This window comes from Rhodococcus sp. NPDC059179 (assembly GCF_042754885.1).
Lineage (GTDB): Bacteria > Actinomycetota > Actinomycetes > Mycobacteriales > Mycobacteriaceae > Rhodococcus_G.
Genome location: NZ_JBHZBV010000001.1, coordinates 470388 through 487109, shown reverse-complemented (window position 1 = coordinate 487109; position 16722 = coordinate 470388). Strand labels below are relative to the sequence as shown.

At 70.4% G+C, this 16722-nt stretch carries 16 protein-coding genes; 5 read left to right on the top strand and 11 right to left on the bottom strand.

Annotation, left to right across the window (positions count from 1 at the left end; translation table 11 throughout):
* Window positions 1–54: 54 nt before the first annotated feature.
* The 3 genes from ACFXMV_RS02210 to ACFXMV_RS02200 are packed head-to-tail and all read right to left on the bottom strand — an operon-like array spanning window position 55 to window position 1547.
* The gene (locus ACFXMV_RS02210) at window positions 55–666 is read right to left on the bottom strand and encodes a glyoxalase (RefSeq protein WP_378502745.1); all 612 of its coding nucleotides are present in this window, start codon (window positions 664–666) and stop codon (window positions 55–57) included.
* A gap of 19 nt (window positions 667–685) precedes the next feature.
* Complete coding sequence (locus ACFXMV_RS02205; protein ID WP_378500879.1) at window positions 686–1096, bottom strand: VOC family protein; 411 nt, start codon at window positions 1094–1096, stop codon at window positions 686–688.
* 10 nt (window positions 1097–1106) lie between these two features.
* Window positions 1107–1547, bottom strand: a complete 441-nt coding sequence (locus tag ACFXMV_RS02200) for a helix-turn-helix transcriptional regulator (RefSeq protein WP_378500880.1) — start codon at window positions 1545–1547, stop codon at window positions 1107–1109.
* Between the two features lie 122 nt (window positions 1548–1669).
* Here ACFXMV_RS02200 and ACFXMV_RS02195 point away from each other — a divergent pair, with 122 nt between their 5' ends.
* Entirely contained in the window at window positions 1670–2233 is a 564-nt protein-coding gene (locus tag ACFXMV_RS02195) for a hypothetical protein (protein ID WP_378500881.1), read from the top strand.
* Between the two features lie 18 nt (window positions 2234–2251).
* Here ACFXMV_RS02195 and ACFXMV_RS02190 read toward each other — a convergent pair whose 3' ends face one another.
* Complete coding sequence (locus tag ACFXMV_RS02190) at window positions 2252–3511, bottom strand: hypothetical protein (protein WP_378500886.1); 1260 nt, start codon at window positions 3509–3511, stop codon at window positions 2252–2254.
* 126 nt (window positions 3512–3637) lie between these two features.
* A complete protein-coding gene (locus ACFXMV_RS02185) occupies window positions 3638–4585 on the bottom strand; it encodes an NAD-dependent epimerase/dehydratase family protein (RefSeq protein WP_378500882.1) in 948 nt (315 codons plus the stop codon).
* 139 nt (window positions 4586–4724) lie between these two features.
* Between ACFXMV_RS02185 and ACFXMV_RS02180 the strand changes: the two genes are divergently transcribed.
* Together ACFXMV_RS02180 and ACFXMV_RS02175 are read left to right on the top strand one after the other, a co-directional pair.
* Window positions 4725–5429 (top strand): TetR/AcrR family transcriptional regulator, encoded by a 705-nt coding sequence (locus tag ACFXMV_RS02180; protein WP_378500883.1) that lies wholly within the window; start codon window positions 4725–4727, stop codon window positions 5427–5429.
* A gap of 62 nt (window positions 5430–5491) precedes the next feature.
* Window positions 5492–6097, top strand: coding sequence for a YqgE/AlgH family protein (locus tag ACFXMV_RS02175; RefSeq protein ID WP_378500884.1), 606 nt, complete (start codon window positions 5492–5494; stop codon window positions 6095–6097).
* Window positions 6098–6185: 88 nt separating this feature from the next.
* Here the strand turns inward: ACFXMV_RS02175 and ACFXMV_RS02170 are convergent, their stop codons facing one another.
* The 5 genes from ACFXMV_RS02170 to ACFXMV_RS02150 all read right to left on the bottom strand — a co-directional run bounded on the left by ACFXMV_RS02170 (window position 6186) and on the right by ACFXMV_RS02150 (window position 11479).
* Window positions 6186–7181 carry a bile acid:sodium symporter family protein gene (locus tag ACFXMV_RS02170; protein WP_378502632.1) on the bottom strand — a complete coding sequence of 332 codons (996 nt, stop codon included), beginning with the start codon at window positions 7179–7181 and terminating at the stop codon, window positions 6186–6188.
* Window positions 7182–7264: 83 nt separating this feature from the next.
* Window positions 7265–8383 carry an NDMA-dependent alcohol dehydrogenase gene (locus ACFXMV_RS02165; RefSeq protein ID WP_378501947.1) on the bottom strand — a complete coding sequence of 373 codons (1119 nt, stop codon included), beginning with the start codon at window positions 8381–8383 and terminating at the stop codon, window positions 7265–7267.
* Window positions 8384–8422: 39 nt separating this feature from the next.
* Window positions 8423–9853 (bottom strand): aldehyde dehydrogenase family protein, encoded by a 1431-nt coding sequence (locus ACFXMV_RS02160; RefSeq protein WP_378501948.1) that lies wholly within the window; start codon window positions 9851–9853, stop codon window positions 8423–8425.
* 100 nt (window positions 9854–9953) lie between these two features.
* Window positions 9954–10916: a DUF1648 domain-containing protein gene (locus ACFXMV_RS02155; protein WP_378502633.1), complete on the bottom strand. Its 963-nt coding sequence runs from the start codon at window positions 10914–10916 to the stop codon at window positions 9954–9956.
* An 86-nt stretch (window positions 10917–11002) separates the two neighbouring features.
* Window positions 11003–11479 (bottom strand): SdpI family protein, encoded by a 477-nt coding sequence (locus tag ACFXMV_RS02150; protein ID WP_378501589.1) that lies wholly within the window; start codon window positions 11477–11479, stop codon window positions 11003–11005.
* A gap of 129 nt (window positions 11480–11608) precedes the next feature.
* On the opposite strand from ACFXMV_RS02150, the gene leuS reads away from it, so the two are divergent.
* Window positions 11609–14455: a leucine--tRNA ligase gene (gene leuS, locus ACFXMV_RS02145; RefSeq protein WP_378502634.1), complete on the top strand. Its 2847-nt coding sequence runs from the start codon at window positions 11609–11611 to the stop codon at window positions 14453–14455.
* Between the two features lie 69 nt (window positions 14456–14524).
* On the opposite strand, the gene ACFXMV_RS02140 is transcribed toward leuS, so the two are convergent.
* Window positions 14525–15994, bottom strand: a complete 1470-nt coding sequence (locus ACFXMV_RS02140) for a lipase family protein (RefSeq protein WP_378502141.1) — start codon at window positions 15992–15994, stop codon at window positions 14525–14527.
* A 214-nt stretch (window positions 15995–16208) separates the two neighbouring features.
* On the opposite strand from ACFXMV_RS02140, the gene ACFXMV_RS02135 reads away from it, so the two are divergent.
* Complete coding sequence (locus tag ACFXMV_RS02135) at window positions 16209–16583, top strand: nuclear transport factor 2 family protein (protein ID WP_378502635.1); 375 nt, start codon at window positions 16209–16211, stop codon at window positions 16581–16583.
* Window positions 16584–16722 lie beyond the last annotated feature (139 nt).

The window sequence follows — 16722 nt, the reverse complement described above, 5'->3', positions numbered from 1 at the left end:
GCCGTCGCGGCTGCGGACTCCGTGTCTACCCGAACCCACCGTCACACGCCGCCGTCACGCGGACGCGGTCTCCCACGCGAACCCGTCGGGATCGGTGAACGATCCGGCGCTGCTGCCGATGACGATCCGGTGCGATCCGGTTCCCTCCGGGGGCACCCCGGCGTCCTTCGCGAGAGCGCGGCGCCCGTAGAGCGCCAACTTGACGTGCGTCGACGGGCTGGCGAACTCGACGTACTTGCGTCCGAAGCTCTTCGCCACCTCCAGTCCCTGGTCGACGTAGAACTGCTTGCTGGCCTTGACGTCCTCGACGCCGAGCAGCAGCACGAGGTCGTCGAACTCGCGGGTGGCAGGCCCGGTGTCCTTCTTCGATGATGTCGCAATCTTCCAGATCGCGCCGTCCGGAGCCTGAACGACGCCGCCGTACCCCCAGAAGCTCTTCTTGGCCGGCTTCACGGTGGTGGCACCGCCGTCGAGGGCGGCCTTGACGAAGGCATCGACGTTGCTCGGCTGGGACACCACCAGCGACAGCGTGTAGCCGCGGAACCCGGCCGTTGGTGTCCCGGCGGCGCGTACGGAGACATGGTCGCCGACACCGAAGGCGGCGTAGTAGGCCTCGGCGGCCGTGGGGTCGGGCACTTCGAGGGTCAGGGACTTGATGGTGGTCATCGACTCGGTCGTGGTCATCTCAGTTCACCTCGTTGATTCGGATCAGGTTGCCTGCGGGGTCGCGCACGGCGCAGTCGCGGATGCCGTACGGCTGCTCGATCGGCTCCTGGACGATGTCGGCGCCGCTGGCCTCGAGCTTCGCGAAGGTCGCGTCGAGGTCAGGGGTGGCCAGGGTGAGGATCGCGTACGTCCCCTTGGCCATCATCTCGGTGATCGTCCGGCGCTCGTCGTCGGTGACGCCCGGGTCGGCGGCAGGCGGGTGCAGGACGAGGGAGGTGCCGGGCTGGTCCGGGTGGCCGACCGTGATCCAGTACATCCCGTTGTAGCCGACCTCCTTTCGGACCTCGAAGCCGAGGAGGTCGCGGTAGAAGGCCAGCGCGGCGTCGCGGTCGTCGTGGGGGAGGAATGCCGAGTGAATGGTGAGGTTCATGTCGATCACGCTAGGCGCGGCTCGGGGCGGGCGCTTCTCGATTCCTGATCGGTCTCGTCACCTGTTTCGTGACGCATGACGGCATCTCCGCCTCGGGGCGGACCTGGTCCCGGTAGACGCTGGGCGGGACGCCGACCATTTCGGCGAAGCGGGTGCTGAAGGTGCCAAGCGACGAGCAGCCGACAGCGAAACAGACCTCGGTGACGCTGAGGTCGCCACGACGCAACAGCGCCATCGCACGCTCGATGCGCCGCGTCATCAGGTAGGAGTACGGCGGCTCCCCGTAGGCGAGCCGGAACTGGCGGCTGAGGTGCCCCGCCGACATGTGCGCGTCGCGGGCGAGAGCCTCGACGTCCAGCGGCTGCGCGTACTCCCGGTCGATCCGGTCGCGAACGCGGCGCAGCACCGCGAGGTCCCGCAGGCGCTCCGCCGAGGTGGGTCTGCTGGTCACCTCCCGGATCGTGCCACGTCGCACCGGAGTTGACCAGCACTCGCCGACGGCACGGACCCGGCGCGCCCCGGCACATAGCGAGGCCGTCGGAACCGGCCGCGACGATCCCGCGTCCAACACGTATGGGACTGGTGGAGTATTCGTTCGGGACCGGCGAGGGGGTGCCGAGGGACTGGGTGTCCGAGGCTGACCTCGATCTCGGCGGCACCGGAATGGCGGACGCGGTGTGCCTCGACTTCGACGGCGACGGCCTGCTCGACGACGCGATGTGGGACAGCGACGCGGACGGGCGCGCGGACCGTTCGGTCCTCGATGTCGGGGACGAGGTCCGCTACTTCACGGACGCGTCGGGGGCGGGCGTCTGGGATCACGAGGTATCCGCGGCGGCCGCAAGCGCCGAGAGCGAGCTGCGCTGGACGGACGCCGGGGGCGTGGCCCGGACCGCGCCGGGCGGCGACGGCACCCTCCCCGTGGAGGTCGACCTGGACCGTGACGGCGCCCCGGACATCGCGGTGATCGACACCGACGGTGATTCGCTGGTCGACGTCACCCTGGTCCGCGCGGTTCCCGGCGGCCCCTACGCGGCGATCGAGGTCGACGAGCGGTCCGACGGCGCGGCGGACGTGACGCTGTCGGACACGGACGGCGACGGCCGACTGGACACCCTCGCACGCGATTCCGGCTGATCCCAGGGGCGGAGTAGGTCAGTGCGGTGCCGGGCGCAGAGAGTTCGCCGCGACCGCGGCCAGGCCCAGCCCGTACGCGGCCGCCCCCGCGAAGACGAGTCCCGGCGAGCGGCCGTCGGGGGCGATCACCGTGGCCGCCGCGGCGAGCGCCGCGATGAAGGCGATGTTGAACACGGTGTCCTGCAAGGCGAACACCTGTCCGCGCCGGTGGTCGTCGATGTCAATCTGCATCGCCGCATCCCCGGTGAGCTTGATCGTCTGTCCGGCGAGGCCGAGCAGGAACGCACCGACCAGCAGCATCGACTGGGTGAGCGCGGAGATCACCCCCAGTTGTACGGCGGTGGCGAACACCAGTGCGCCCACGACCGTCGGGGATCGGCCGACGCGCGGGATGAGGAAGGGTGTGACGGCCGCGGCTAGCAGCATGCCGACCGCGGCGGCGCCGACCGCGACCCCGAACCCGGCGAACCCGCCCGGCAGCGGTCCGGCCGTCGAGGTGTCCCGGAGGATCAGCACCATGATCAACGTGTTGATCCCGAACACGATGCGGTGCACGCCGATTCCGATCATCGCGGTGGTGACGCCCGGCGCCCTCCACACGGCCGTCGCGCCGGTGCGCAGGCCGGCCAGCACCGCGCGGACCGCGCCGCGGCCCGTCGGTCCCGAGCGGCCGAGGTCGCCTGTCGGCCCGAGACGGTGGGCGGCGAAGCCCGCCGCGGCCAGCGCGCCGACCACGGATCCGGCCGAGGCGACGGCGACCGCGAGGCCGGAGCCCCTGTCCCCCTCGCCGAGCACCCCGATGATCGCCACCGCCGTCCCCGCCCCCGCGGCGGCCACCCCGGCGCCGACCGTGGCCAGCACGGAATTCGTTGACACCAACCAGGATTGACGCACCACGTTCGGCAGCGATGCCGAGACCCCGGCCAACACGAACCGGCTGACCCCGACCGCGGCCAGCGCGAGCAGCAGCAGCGGGGTCTGGGGCCCGCCGGTCAGGAGCACCGCCGCGGACGCCAGGATCAGGCAGCCGCGCAGCAGGTTCGCCCACATCAGGACGGCGCGTCGATCCCAGCGGTCGAGCAGAGCGCCCGCGAACGGGCCGACCAGCGAGTAGGGCAGCAGCAGCACCGCGAACCCGGCGGCGATCGCGATGGGGTCGGTCTCCCGCTCGGGATTGAACAGGATCGCGCCGCCGAGCGCGGCCTGGAAGAGGCCGTCGCCGAACTGACTCGCGAACCGGACGGTGGTCAGCCTGCCGAGTCCGGGTGAGCGTCGCAGCGCGGCGCGTAGGCCACCGTGCCCCTGCGTCGCGTCGGACGGGGTCGGATCGGGTGGCGTCGGATCGGGTGGCGTCGGCTCCCCCGGCGTCGCGTCTCCCGGCGTCGAGTTCACCACCCGGTAACCCTATCGCGGCGCAGGCGCGAGCTCCCGTGCGCGCCACCACGCGACGGTGGCCGCCGCCGCGTCGTCGAGCGGGGTCGGGGCCAGGCCCAACAGTCGCTCGCTGCGGCCGGAATCCAGCACGAACGGCCGCTCGAACTGGTACAGCGTCTCGGCCAGCTCGCGGCTGTCGCCGTGGACCAGTCCGGCGCCGCGGACCAGCCACGCGGGCAGTGTCCCCACCTTGGGGTCGGGCACCCCGGCCGCGGCGGCGAACGCGTGGATCATCGCCCGCTGGGTGACCGCGGGCCCGGTCGGCGCGTGCAGCAGGGTGTTCCAGAGCGCCGGGTCGGCCGCGGCGGCGATCATCGCCGCCGCCAGGTCCGACACGTAGGTGAACGAGTGTGGGGTGTCGAGATCGGCCATCACCCGAACGGTCTTGCCCGCCAGGATGCTCGGCACCATCCGCTCGCCTGCGTGCGCCATGAGGACCCGTGGGCCGAAGAAGTCCGAGGCGGCAACGCTGACGGTGGGTGTGGCCGACGCCTCGCGCCGGCGCAGCAGTTCGGCGCGGACGCCGAGCTTGCCCTCGCGGGCCTCGCGCGGGGTGTCCTCGGTCATCGGCCCGTCGACCGGACCGTAGGCGTACAGGCTCTCCGGGAACACCGCGACCGCCCCCGCCCGGCCTGCGGCGGCGAGCACCTCGCGCTCGGTGGAGGGCAGCTCGCGCCGCCAGGTCTGCGCCGAGTACGACGAACCGTGGGTGCAGTGGAACACCGCGGCTGCGCCGTCGAGCGCGGCGTCGAGCGCGCCTGGCACCGAGACGTCCACGCGGAGCCGCTCCACGTTGGGGTGCTCGGGCCCGGATCCGGACCTGGTCAGCACGCGGACCCGGTGTCCTCGGGCTGCCAGCTGGTCGGCCACGGTCCATCCGACGGGCCCGGCCCCGGTCACGACCTGCAAGTTCGACATCGCGATCCTCCTCCTGTGAGTTCGTTCGGTAATTGAGAGCACTGCTCTCGAAACAAACTGTGCGCCGTCCGGTCGGCAATGTCAAGAGCAGTGCTCTCTTTTGTTGACAGTGCTCACGCAGGCGGTGCAGGCTGGGGCGGTGACGGGAACCCCGCGCGAACGCGCACGAGAGCAGACCCTGGCCGACATCACCCGGATCGGCCGCGAGCACCTGGCCAGGGACGGGGCGGCCGCGCTGTCGCTGCGGGCGGTCGCACGGGACCTCGGGGTGGTGTCCTCGGCGGTGTACCGGTACGTCAAGAGCCGCGACGAGCTGCTCACCCTGCTCGTCGTGGAGGGCTACAACGAGCTCGGTGACGCGGTGGATGCGGCCGTCGCCGCGGTGCCCACGGGCGATCCGCGGGCGCGGCTGCACGGCCTCGGCCTCGCGGTGCGGGACTGGGCGTTGCGGGAACCGGCCTGTTACGGACTGCTCTTCGGTAGCCCGGTACCCGGTTACCGGGCGCCGGCGGACCGGACCACCGGTCCGGGAACCAGGGTCGTCGTCGCGATGGTGCGGATCCTCGACAGCGCTCACCGCGAGGGGAAACTCTCTGCTCCGCAACAGATTCCGATCGGAGATCCGCTGCGGGAAAACCTGAGGGGTATTCGCGAGGACATGGGGCTCGAACTCCCCGACGAGTTGATGGCGCGCGGCGTGCTGGCCTGGTCGTCGTTGTTCGGCGCGGTCAACTTCGAGGTGTTCGGTCAGTACGGGGCGGACACCTTCGCGGACCCGCTGGCGCTGTTCGAGCATCACCTGTCGGTGCTCGACGAGATGGTCGGGCTCGCCCCGCAGGCGTGAGTCGGCCCGACGGGAGCGCGTTAGGTGGCACGCGCCCGGATCGGCGGTGCGATGATTGTCCGGTGGATCACGCAGAAGAACCCGAGGACCGGATGGCGCCGACCGAACCGATCGTGCGCCCGGGCAGTCTGCTGATCTCCTCGACCGAGCTGACCGAGCCCGCCTTCCGGCGGACGGTCGTCTACGTCATCGAGCACAACGACGCGGGCAGCCTGGGCGTGGTGATCAACCGGCCGAGCGAGACCGCGGTGCAGGCCGTGCTGCCGCAATGGACCGAGCTGTGCGCCAATCCGCGGGCCCTGTTCGTCGGCGGACCGGTGAAGCGGGACTCGGCGCTGTGCCTGGCCACGCTGCGCACCGGGGCAAACATCGACGGCGTGTCCGGGGTGCGCCGGGTGGACGGCCGGGTGGTCATGGTCGACCTCGATTCCGATCCGGACACCGTCGGCCCGCTCATCGAGGGCATGCGGGTCTTTGCCGGGTACTCGGGCTGGACGATGGGTCAGCTGGACTCGGAACTGCAGCGCGACGACTGGACCGTGCTGTCCGCGCTGCCGTCCGACGTGATCGGCCCGCCGCGGGTAGACCTCTGGGCGCACGTGCTGCGCCGCCAGCCGCTGCCCCTGGCGCTGCTCGCGACGCATCCGATCGACGTCGACCGGAACTGATACGCCCACTCCCCCGTGACCTCCCCAATGTCACATTGATTCGACTGAGCCGAACCGATGTGACATTGGGGAGGTCGGGGCGGGGAGGTCACCGGCCCGACGCCGAGCCCTCCAGCTCCTGGTTCTGCCTGCGGTACCGCTGCGCCAGCGCCGCGCACACGATCAGCTGGATCTGGTGGAAGATCATCAGCGGCAACACGATCAGGCCGACCGGCTGCCCGGCGAACAGCACCGCCGCCATCGGCAGCCCCGTGGCCAGGGATTTCTTCGAACCGCAGAACACGATGACGATCCGATCCGCCATCGAGAAGCCCAGCGACCTGCCCGCGAACGCGGTCGCACCCATCACGATCGCGAGGATCAGGCAGCACACCGCGACCAGCGCGACGACGTTCCACGCCGTCAGCCCGTCCCACGCGTGCTCGACCATGCCCGCGCTGAACGCCGAGTACACCACCAGCAGGATCGAACCGCGGTCGACGAGCTTGGTCGGCTCGGCGTACCGCTTCAGGAAGCCCTTGACCCACGGCCGGATCAGCTGCCCGACGGCGAACGGGATCAGCAACTGCACCACGATGTCGACGATCGACGACGCGTCCACCTGCGCCTCGCCGGTGGTGTTCATCAGCAGGATCACCAGCAGCGGGGTGAGGAACACGCCGAGCAGGTTCGACGCGGACGCGCTGACGATGGCGCCCGCGACGTTGCCGCGGGCGATGGAGGTGAACGCGATCGACGACTGCACCGTCGACGGGACCAGGCACAGGTACAGCACGCCGGTGTACAGCTCGTCGGTGAGCACCGACGGCACCAGGATTCGCAACGCGAGTCCGACCAGGGGGAACAGCACGAACGTCGCCGCGAACACCACCGAGTGCAGCCGCCAGTGCTTGAGGCCGTCGAGCGCCTCGCGGGGGTGCAGGCGGGCGCCGTAGAGCAGGAACAGGAACGCGATCGCGATCTTCGTCGCCCAGCCCAGGACGGTGGCGCCGGTGCCGGACGCCGGGAAGATGCTGGCCACGACGGCCACCGCGATGATCGACAGGATGAACCCGTCGATGTAGAACCTGCTCAAGAACTTCACATCGGCAACGGTAATCCGCCCCTTCCCCGAATGGCCCATTCGGTCGGTTCGGATGGGCCATTCGGGAAGAAGGGGCGCGGGGGTCAGAAGCGGATGACCCCGCGCAGGTTCTTGCCCGCGTGCATGTCGTCGAAGCCCTGCGCCACCTCGTCGAGGGTGTATGTGCTGGTGACGAGGCCGTCGAGTTCGAGCTTGCCCGACGTGTACAGGTCGACCAGCCAGGGGATGTCGGCGCTGGGGGCCGAGGCGCCGAACAGCGAGCCCTGCAGCCGCTTCTGGTACAGCGTCAGCTCCATCGGGCTGATCGGGATGCCGACGTCGGTCATCTTGCCGAGGCCGGTGACCACGCATACGCCTGCCTTGCGGATGGCGGCGAAGGCCTGCGCGATGTGCTCGCCGGTGGTGACGCCGACGGTGACGATGGCCGCGTCGGCGCCCTGACCGTTGGTCAGCGAGCGGGCGACGTCGGTGGCCTCCTCCATCGCCGAGAAGGCATGGGTGGCACCGAATTTCAGGGCGCTGTCGCGTTTGAACGCGACCGGGTCGACGGCCAGGACGTGTGCGGCCCCGGCATGCGCGGCGCCCTGCACGGCGTTGATGCCGATGCCGCCGACGCCCATGACGATCACCGTCTGCCCGGGGTACACCTGGGCGGAGTTCACCGCGGCGCCCCAGCCGGTGCCGACGCCGCAGCCGAGCAGGCACAGCGTCTCGAGCGGCAGGCTCTTGTCGGCGACCTTGATCGCCGAATCCGTGCTGACGGTGGTGTATTCGCTGAACGTCGACAGCCCGCAGGTCTGCGCGACCGGGGCGCCGTCGAGGCTGAGCCGAAAGCTGGCCGGATCGTCCGGGCGGCTGCCGGTCATGATCGCCGCGCCGCGGTCGCACAGGTTCTGCAGGCCCTTCGCGCACCAGCGGCAGCGTCCGCAGCCGGCGACGAAGGAGAACAGCACGTGGTCGCCCTCGACGAATCCGGTGGTCTCCGGGCCGACCTCGACCACGACGCCCGCGCCCTCGTGGCCACCGCAGATCGGGTACACGCCGACGGCGTGGTCGCCGAGGGCGACGTGGTCGTCGGAGTGGCACAGCCCCGAGGCCACCATCTTGACGGTGATCTCTCCGCGTCGGGGTGCGTCGAGGTCCAGGTCGACGACCTCGTAGCGGCCGGGCGTGCTGCGGATGACGGCACCGCGTGTCTTCACAGGTGACTCCTAACGGGAAAGATGTTGCGGGACGGATTCTTACGGGGTGACCTGGGCGGCCATCATGGCGCGGAACTGTTCGGTGTACGGCGGCAGCATTCCCCAGTCGCCGCGCAGGTCCGGCCCGGCGGACTCGTAGACGGCGCGGGCGTGGCTGAACTCGAGGAAGCCCTCGCGGCCGTTGTAGTGCCCCATTCCGGACGCGCCGACGCCGCCGAACGGGGCGTCCTGCAGGCCGGGGTGCATCATCACCTCGTTGATGGTGACGCCGCCGGAGCGGGTGCGGTCGACGACCGCGGCCTGCTCGACGGGGTCCGTGCCGAAGTAGTACAGCGCCAATGGCTGTGGACCCGCGTTGATTTCGTCGATCACGTCGTCGATCGCGTCGTAGCCGAGCAGCACGACGGCGGGTCCGAAGATCTCCTCGTGCCGGATGGTGGCGTCGGCGGGCGGTTCGATCACCATCCGCAGCGGCCTACGCCGACCTGACTGCGGCAGCGGCACGTCCGGCGCGGACTCGACGCGGGCACCGCGGGCGGCGGCGTCGGCCACGTACCCGTCGATCCGGGCGGCGTGCCGGTCGTTGACGATCGCGACCGCGTCCGCGTTGTCCTCGATGGTCGGCAACAGCGCGGTGTATGCGTCGCGCAGCGCGGCGACGAAGCCGTCGAGCCGATCGCCTGGCACGTACACGGTGTCCGGGCTGACGCAGATCTGACCGCCGTTGGTGGACTTGCCGACCGCGATGCGGTGCGCGGCATCGGCGAGGTCGGCGCCGCGGCCGATCACCGTCGGCGACTTGCCACCCAGTTCGAGCGTCACCGGCACCAGATTCTGTGCGGCGTTGGCCATCACCAGCTTTCCGACGGCGGTGCTGCCGGTGAAGACCAGGTGGTCGAAGGGCAGCGAGGTCAGCGCGTCGGCGACGTCCGGGCCGCCGACCACGATCGCGACCTCATCGGGATCGAGCAGGGTGGACACCGCGTCGGCGAGCACGTCCGCGGTCCGCGGCACCAGCTCGGACGGCTTGAGTACCGCCCGGTTGCCTGCCGCGAGCACCCCGGCCAGCGGGCTCATCAGGGTGTACACCGGCGCGTTCCAGGTGCCGATGATGCCGACCGACCCCTTGGGCTGGTGCTGCACCCGTGCCGTCGCGCCGAGCTGGTCGTACGGGGCGAAGACGGGCCGCTCGTCGGGCGCCAGCCATGCTTCCAGGTTGTCGCGGGCGTGCTTGAGGGCCGTGATCGAGCCGACCACGTCGTTCATCAGCGAGTAGCCCTCGGGGCGCCCGCCGAAGTCGGCGTCGAGGGCCTTGGCGATGTCGTCGGCGCGGGCGACGAGCAGGTCGATCACCCGCTGGATCCGGGCCCGGCGCTCCTCCGCGGTCGCGGGCGCGGCCGCGACGCGGGCCCGGTGCTGACGGGCGAGGAGCCCTGAGATGCGTTCGTACGCTTCGGTATTGCGTTCCATCGAGCGGACGTTATGGGGTGGGCCAGGTCACGTCGGGTGCGGTCCCGGTCAGTGGGATGCGGCGCGACGGCCGGCCTCTTGGTTTCCTCAGCGGTGGCGTCTAGGCCCTGGACGCGTCGGCGAGCGTGTTGAGCGCGCCCGCCATCTCCTCGGCGCGCGGCGTGGTCACCGTCAGACGCTGCCCGTTCGCCGCGGAGAAGACCACCGCGGGGCCGGTCGTGGTGACCACCCCGTAGTTGCCGCGGCCCTTCAGGCGCAGCCCCCAGCCACCGAAGTCCCTGGACGGGCTCACCTCCTCGACGCTGGCCCCGATCAGTTCCTCTATCCCGTACCCGACCGCGACCATGCCCATGTTGCGGACCCACAGCCCCGTCTCGTCGAGGGTGACCCGGAACCGCAGCAGCCCGACCGCCAGCAGGCACACCGGAACGAAGACCGCCAGCGGCCACCACGACCCCGCCCGCGCGCACAGCCCGGCGGTGATCGCCGCGCCGACGCCGACCAGCACCGCGACGGTGACGGGTCCGAGCCCGAGCCGCAGGGTGATCGGCAGGTCCAGCGGCCCGCGCGGCAGTCGCGGGTCCGGCGCGATGGTCGCCGCGGTGCGTTCGCGGTGATCACGCAGCGACGCGGCCCCGACGAGGCCGACGCAGGCGCCCGCCACGATCCCGAGCCCGATCCACGTCATCGGCAGCTCCACATTCGCGGCCGACGGGAGGTCGAGCTGGGCGGCCAGCAACGCGATCCACAGGGTGAACAGCAGGCCGACGACGGTCAGGCCGACGAGCAGCATGGCGCGGCGCATCATCAGCAGCGCGCCCGCGAGGGCGGCGATCGCGCTGGCGCCGCACCCGACGAGGAGGATGACGATCACCATCGTCGCGGCCAGCGACCACGGCGTGCTGAAGCCGTCGGGGCCGCTCCCGGACCAGTGCGTGGCGACGGTGTCCGGCAGGCGTGGCGACCAGAGCGCGGTCAGCAGCAGTCCGACGGCGGCCGCGAGCACCGGCACGCAGACCCCGAACAGGACGCCTGGCGGATCGAAGGTCCGGGAATTGCTCATGGGCGCCGATTCAACCAGGCGGCAGCGGCGGGGCCGGGCGGGACTGCGGCGGGCGGGCGCGGCTCAGCTGGGCAGGCAGGCGCCGCTCAGCTGGGCAGGCAGGCGCCCTTGAGGGCGCAGGACCCGCAGGAATCCATGCCGCAGTCGGCGGCAGCAGCGGCGTCGGCGGGATCCTCGGCGGCGGGCTCGGCGGGGCTGCCGCAGCCGCAGTCGTGGCCGCAGCCCCCGGTCGGGGCGGCCGCGACGGCGGCGCGGACCCCCATGGATCCGCCGTATCCGGCGGTGGCCAGGGCCGCGACCACCGCGACGGCGACCGCGAGCAGTCCGCCAGCCGTGCCGAAGACGAGGGCGCCGACACCGCCGATGACCAGCAGCAATGCCGCCGCGGCCATGGTGGGACCGGCGATGCGGTTGGCGAGGCGGAAGGCGTCGTCGCTGGCGAGGGTCTCGGGGGTGGTGACCCCGGCCCAGCGGTTGCGCGGCAGCCGGCCGGCGATCCCGGCGACCGCCACCCCGCCGACGGCGAGGGCGACTACGAACAGCACGGTTGCGACGATGACCACGGGTCCAGGGTACGGCGGGTACCGATGACCGGGACTATTCGGGTGACGCTTTAGGCTGGTCGATGGTAATCCCTGCCCGAGAACCAGCCCTGAGACGCCAAGCTCAGCGCAGAGTAGATAGCGAATCACGTGACCGAGCCAGTGCAGCAGCCAGCGGACGACGCCACCCCCCAGCACCGATACACCGCGGAGCTCGCGGGTCGGATCGAGCGGCGGTGGCAGGAGCTGTGGAACGAGCGCGGCACCTTCCATGCGCCGAACCCGGTGGGCGAGCTGGCCGGGGAGTTGCCCGCGGACAAGCTGTTCGTGCTGGACATGTTCCCGTACCCGTCCGGCGCCGGGCTGCACGTGGGACACCCGCTCGGCTTCATCGCCACCGACGTCTACGCCCGCTTCCACCGGATGCAGGGGCACAACGTGCTGCACACGATGGGCTTCGATTCCTTCGGCCTGCCTGCCGAGCAGTACGCGGTGCAGACCGGCACCCACCCGCGGACCACCACGGCGACCAATATCGACCGCTACCTCGAGCAGATCCGCCGGCTGGGCCTCGGCCACGACGAGCGTCGCCGGGTGGCCACCACCGATGTGGACTTCTACCACTGGACCCAGTGGATCTTCCTGCAGATCTACGGTGCCTGGTTCGACACCGACCTGGGACGCGCCCGTCCGATCGCGGAGCTCGAGGCCGAGTTCGACTCCGGCGCCCGCACCGTCCCGGACGGCCGGGACTGGTCCGCGCTGACCGCGGACGAGCGGCGCGCGGTCATCGATTCGTATCGCCTTGTCTACCGATCGGATTCGATGGTCAACTGGTGCCCCGGGCTGGGCACCGTGCTGGCCAACGAGGAGGTCACCGCGGACGGCCGCAGCGATCGCGGCAACTTCCCGGTGTTCCGTAAGCACCTGCAGCAGTGGATGATGCGGATCACCGCGTACTCGGACCGCCTCGTCGACGACCTCGAGTTCCTGGACTGGCCGGACAAGGTCAAGACTATGCAGCGCAACTGGATCGGACGCTCGCACGGCGCTCAGGTCCGGTTCGGCGTCGACCCCGCGGTCGACGACGTGGCGATCGAGGTGTTCACCACCCGCCCCGACACGCTGTTCGGCGCCACCTACGTCACCCTCGCCCCCGAGCACGAGCTGGTCGACCGGCTGGCGACGGGCTCCTACGCCGCCGACGTGGACCCCCGTTGGACCGGCGGCGCCGCAACCCCGGCCGAGGCCGTCGCCGCCTACCGCGCCTCCATCGCCGCGAAGACGGACCTGGAGCGGCAGGAGAACAAGGAGAAGACCGGCGTCTTCCTCGGCGAGTACGCGGTGAATCCCGTTAACGGGCACCGGCTTCCGATCTTCATCGCCGACTACGTGCTCACCGGCTACGGCACCGGCGCGATCATGGCGGTGCCCGGTCACGACCACCGTGACTGGGAGTTCGCCACCACCTTCGGCCTCGATATCGTCGAGGTGATCGCGGGCGGCGACATCACCGAGGATGCCTATGTCGGTGACGGGCCACTGGTCAACAGCGACTACCTGAACGGGCTCGACATCGCGGCCGCGAAGAAGGCCGTCATCGAGCGGCTCGAGGCGGACGGCGACGGCAAGGGCACCATCCAGTACAAGCTCCGGGACTGGCTCTTCGCCCGCCAGCGGTACTGGGGCGAGCCCTTCCCGATCGTCTACGGCGCGGACGGCGTCGCCCACGCGCTGCCGGAATCGATGCTGCCGGTAGAGCTCCCAGAGGTCGAGGACTACGCGCCGGTTTCCTTCGACCCGAACGACGAGAACTCCGAGCCGTCCCCGCCGCTGGCGAAGGCCACCGACTGGGTGAACGTCGAGCTCGACCTCGGTGACGGGCTGCAGAGCTACCACCGCGACACCAACGTGATGCCGCAGTGGGCCGGCAGCTCCTGGTACCAGCTGCGCTACATCGACCCCACCAACCGGGACGCGTTCTGCGCCAAGGAGAACGAGCAGTACTGGATGGGTCCGCGGCCCGAGCTGCACGGCTCGAACGACCCGGGCGGCGTGGACCTGTACGTCGGTGGCGTCGAGCACGCGGTGCTGCACCTGCTGTACTCGCGGTTCTGGCACAAGGTGCTCTTCGACCTCGGCCACGTGAGCTCGAGCGAGCCGTACCGCCGGCTCTACAACCAGGGCTACATCCAGGCCTACGCCTACACCGACTCGCGCGGGGTCTACGTGCCCGCGGAGGAGGTGACCGAACGTGACGGTAAGTACTTCCACGGTGACGAGCCGGTCCACCGCGAGCACGGCAAGATGGGCAAGTCCCTGAAGAATTCCGTTGCGCCGGACGAGATCTGCGAGGAGTACGGCGCCGACACGCTGCGTGTGTACGAGATGTCGATGGGTCCGCTTGACACCTCGCGGCCGTGGGCGACCAAGGACGTCGTCGGGTCGCACCGGTTCCTGCAGCGGGTCTGGCGCACGGTGGTCAACGAGGAGACCGGTGAGCTCCGGGTCACCGACGAGACGCCGTCCGATGCCACACTGCGGGCGGTGAACAAGACGATCGACGGCGTCAACGCGGACTACGCGGCGCTGCGCGACAACACCGCGGCGGCCAAGCTGATCGAGCTGAACAACCACCTGACCAAGGAGTACCCGAACGGGGCGCCCCGGTCGGCGGTCGAGCCGCTGGTGTTGATGGTCGGCCCGCTGGCACCGCACCTGGCCGAGGAGCTGTGGTCGCGGCTCGGACACGAGGCCTCGCTCGCGCACGGCCCGTTCCCGGTCGCCGAGGACAAGTGGCTGGTCGACGACACCGTCGAGTACCCGATCCAGGTCAACGGCAAGCTGCGCAGCAAGATCACCGTGGCTGCGGACGCCGACCCGAAGTCCGTCGAGGTCGCCGCCCTGGCGGACGAGAAGATCGTCGCGATCCTGGAAGGCAACGCGCCCCGCAAGGTCATCGTGGTGCCGGGCAAGATGGTCAACATCGTCAAATAGGCGCTGACGCACCCGTGAGCGGTTAGCGGGTCTGCGGACCCGTCAACCGCGCACGGGCAGCGGAGCTGCCTAGCACTCGGTGGGTGCCGGTTCCCCGCGCAGCCGGGCGTCGACCCAGTCGAAGGCCCCTGGATTCCCGGTGAGATTGGCGAGGATGTGTTCGCCGGGTACCTGCCGGTACACCGCGCGCACGCCGTAACCGCATTGTTCGTCGTACAGGTTGCGCGCGCCGAGCGCCGGGATCCAGAACTCCTGCCCGCCGTTGTAGATGTACAGCGGGGTGCCGGACTTACGGTCCGCCATCTTCATCTTCGCGTAGATGTCATGGGCGACAGGTGAATCCAGTGCACGCTTGACGTTCGCGAGCGCCTCGGCCGGCACCCCGAGGACGCCGGCGAGGGCCAGGGTGTTCGCGCACTGATCCTTGATGGACGAGATGCTCAGCTGCTGCCCGAGAGTGTTGATCAGCGGGAGGATCTCGGTGTTCTCCCGCGCGATCCCGAACACCGCCGCGAGGAACAGTCCCCCGGCGAGATTGCCGTTCATGGTGCGTCCGAGCATCTCGAAGTCGGCGGGTACGCCGCCGAGCGAGGCGCCCACGATGTCGCCGGCCAGCTCGGGCGCATAGCTGTCGATCAGCTTGACCGCACCGTGCGTGGCGATCGCGCCGCCGGAATAGCCCATCATGGCGAGCTTGCTGCCGCCGAACTCGGCGGGGAACACGGCGCGCGTGCCGCGGATGGTGTCGAGGATCGCGTGCCCGGCGACGAAGGGTTCGGCGTACGCCATCCGGGGGCCCTCATGGTCGGGGATCAGTACCGCGTAGCCGCGTTCCTCGGCCTTCGTGGTGACGGGCCGAAGCATCTCGAGGAAGTTCTGCGTCGGCGTGATCCCGTTTCCGAGGGTGTGGCCAGGGGTACAGCTCCGCCCGAGCCCGTTGATCGGCACGTTGTTGACCAGGATCGGCCGCGGGCCGGGACCGGGCCAGGGCGTGGCGGGCACGACGAGCGTCGCGGTCGCGAACGACGGCGCGCCTGCCGAGTCGGTGCTCTTCACCTTGATCTGGCGCACCTCCCGCACCGGCCCGCGCAGGACCGCTCGGGCGGCAGGCGTCACATCACGGGTCTCGATGACCTGGCCGTTGGTCATTCCGGGCAGGCCGGGTGGGTACTCGTCGAAGAACGGGTCCCCGATCGGCTTGGGCAGCATCTCGGCGCGCAGCGTCTCGAGGGGCGGGGGATCCAGATCCGGCCCCGGGATCACCGAGCCGACCACGCCAGGAATCGCGGACCCCAGCGGTGACCCGGCGGCGGAGCCGGTGCCCAGCGAGCCGGTGACCAGCGTCGTTCCGTTGAAGAGGGTGCCGTCGGACCCGGTGCCGTCCGTCAGCGACCCGGTGCCGATCGACCCCTCACCTCCGGCGCTGCCCGAGGATTGGGCGAAGGCCGTGCCGACCGACGTGCCACCCCCGACCACGACGGTGACCGCCAACGCGGCCACACCCGTTCGTACCCAGAAGCCCCCGTGCTGGATCGGCATGCGCGGCACCGTAGCACCGGAAGCGTGCCGCGCGAACGTCTTTCGGAGACCGCGGTTATCACATCGTGCGCTGCGATCCGCCGAATCCGGACGAACCGGGCGCGGCGGGCGAGGCGGGCGCCGTCGGTGTCGGCTCCCGGTTCCATGGAATCCCGTCGGGATCGCCGGTACCCTTCGTTGCTAGAACAGGTTCTAGCAACGAAGGGGTACCGGCATGGCGGCATCACGCGAAGACATTCTGAACACCATCGAGAGCTACGTGAAGTCGGTGGCAGGCGGCACCGTCGACGACGTGCTCCGGCTGTACGCACCCGGCGCGACCGTCGAGGACCCGGTCGGCACCGACCCGCGCACCACCGAGGAATCCATCCGCGAGTTCTACGGCATCATCGAGCCGCTCGAGCAGACCGTCGAACTCGGCATCGTGAAGATCGCGGCGGGCACGGCCGCCTTCAACTTCACCCTCACCACCCACATGGGCGATCAGAAGTTCGAGATCTCCGTCATCGACGTGATGACCTTCGATGACGACGCGAAGATCACCACCATGAAGGCGATCTGGGGCCCGGAGGACATGGTCACCCGCTGACCCGTCGACGACTGCATGCAGGGCCGCAATCCGGATCACGGATTGCGGCCCTTGTCGTAGCGCCCGACCGTCGACTGTGCACCTATCGGGGCATCGCCCGAGTGGCGGGGACTGCAGGTGCGCTCTCGGCGACGTCCGC

Excerpts from the sequence above, each read along its gene's own strand:
- ACFXMV_RS02205 (WP_378500879.1), bottom strand. The coding sequence starts at position 1,096 with ATGAACCTCACCATTCACTCGGCATTCCTCCCCCACGACGACCGCGAC.
- ACFXMV_RS02140 (WP_378502141.1), bottom strand. The coding sequence starts at position 15,994 with ATGCCGATCCAGCACGGGGGCTTCTGGGTACGAACGGGTGTGGCCGCG.
- ACFXMV_RS02195 (WP_378500881.1), top strand. The coding sequence starts at position 1,670 with ATGGGACTGGTGGAGTATTCGTTCGGGACCGGCGAGGGGGTGCCGAGG.
- ACFXMV_RS02155 (WP_378502633.1), bottom strand. The coding sequence starts at position 10,916 with ATGAGCAATTCCCGGACCTTCGATCCGCCAGGCGTCCTGTTCGGGGTC.
- ACFXMV_RS02160 (WP_378501948.1), bottom strand. The coding sequence starts at position 9,853 with ATGGAACGCAATACCGAAGCGTACGAACGCATCTCAGGGCTCCTCGCC.
- ACFXMV_RS02185 (WP_378500882.1), bottom strand. The coding sequence starts at position 4,585 with ATGTCGAACTTGCAGGTCGTGACCGGGGCCGGGCCCGTCGGATGGACC.
- ACFXMV_RS02135 (WP_378502635.1), top strand. The coding sequence starts at position 16,209 with ATGGCGGCATCACGCGAAGACATTCTGAACACCATCGAGAGCTACGTG.
- ACFXMV_RS02210 (WP_378502745.1), bottom strand. The coding sequence starts at position 666 with ATGACCACCATCAAGTCCCTGACCCTCGAAGTGCCCGACCCCACGGCC.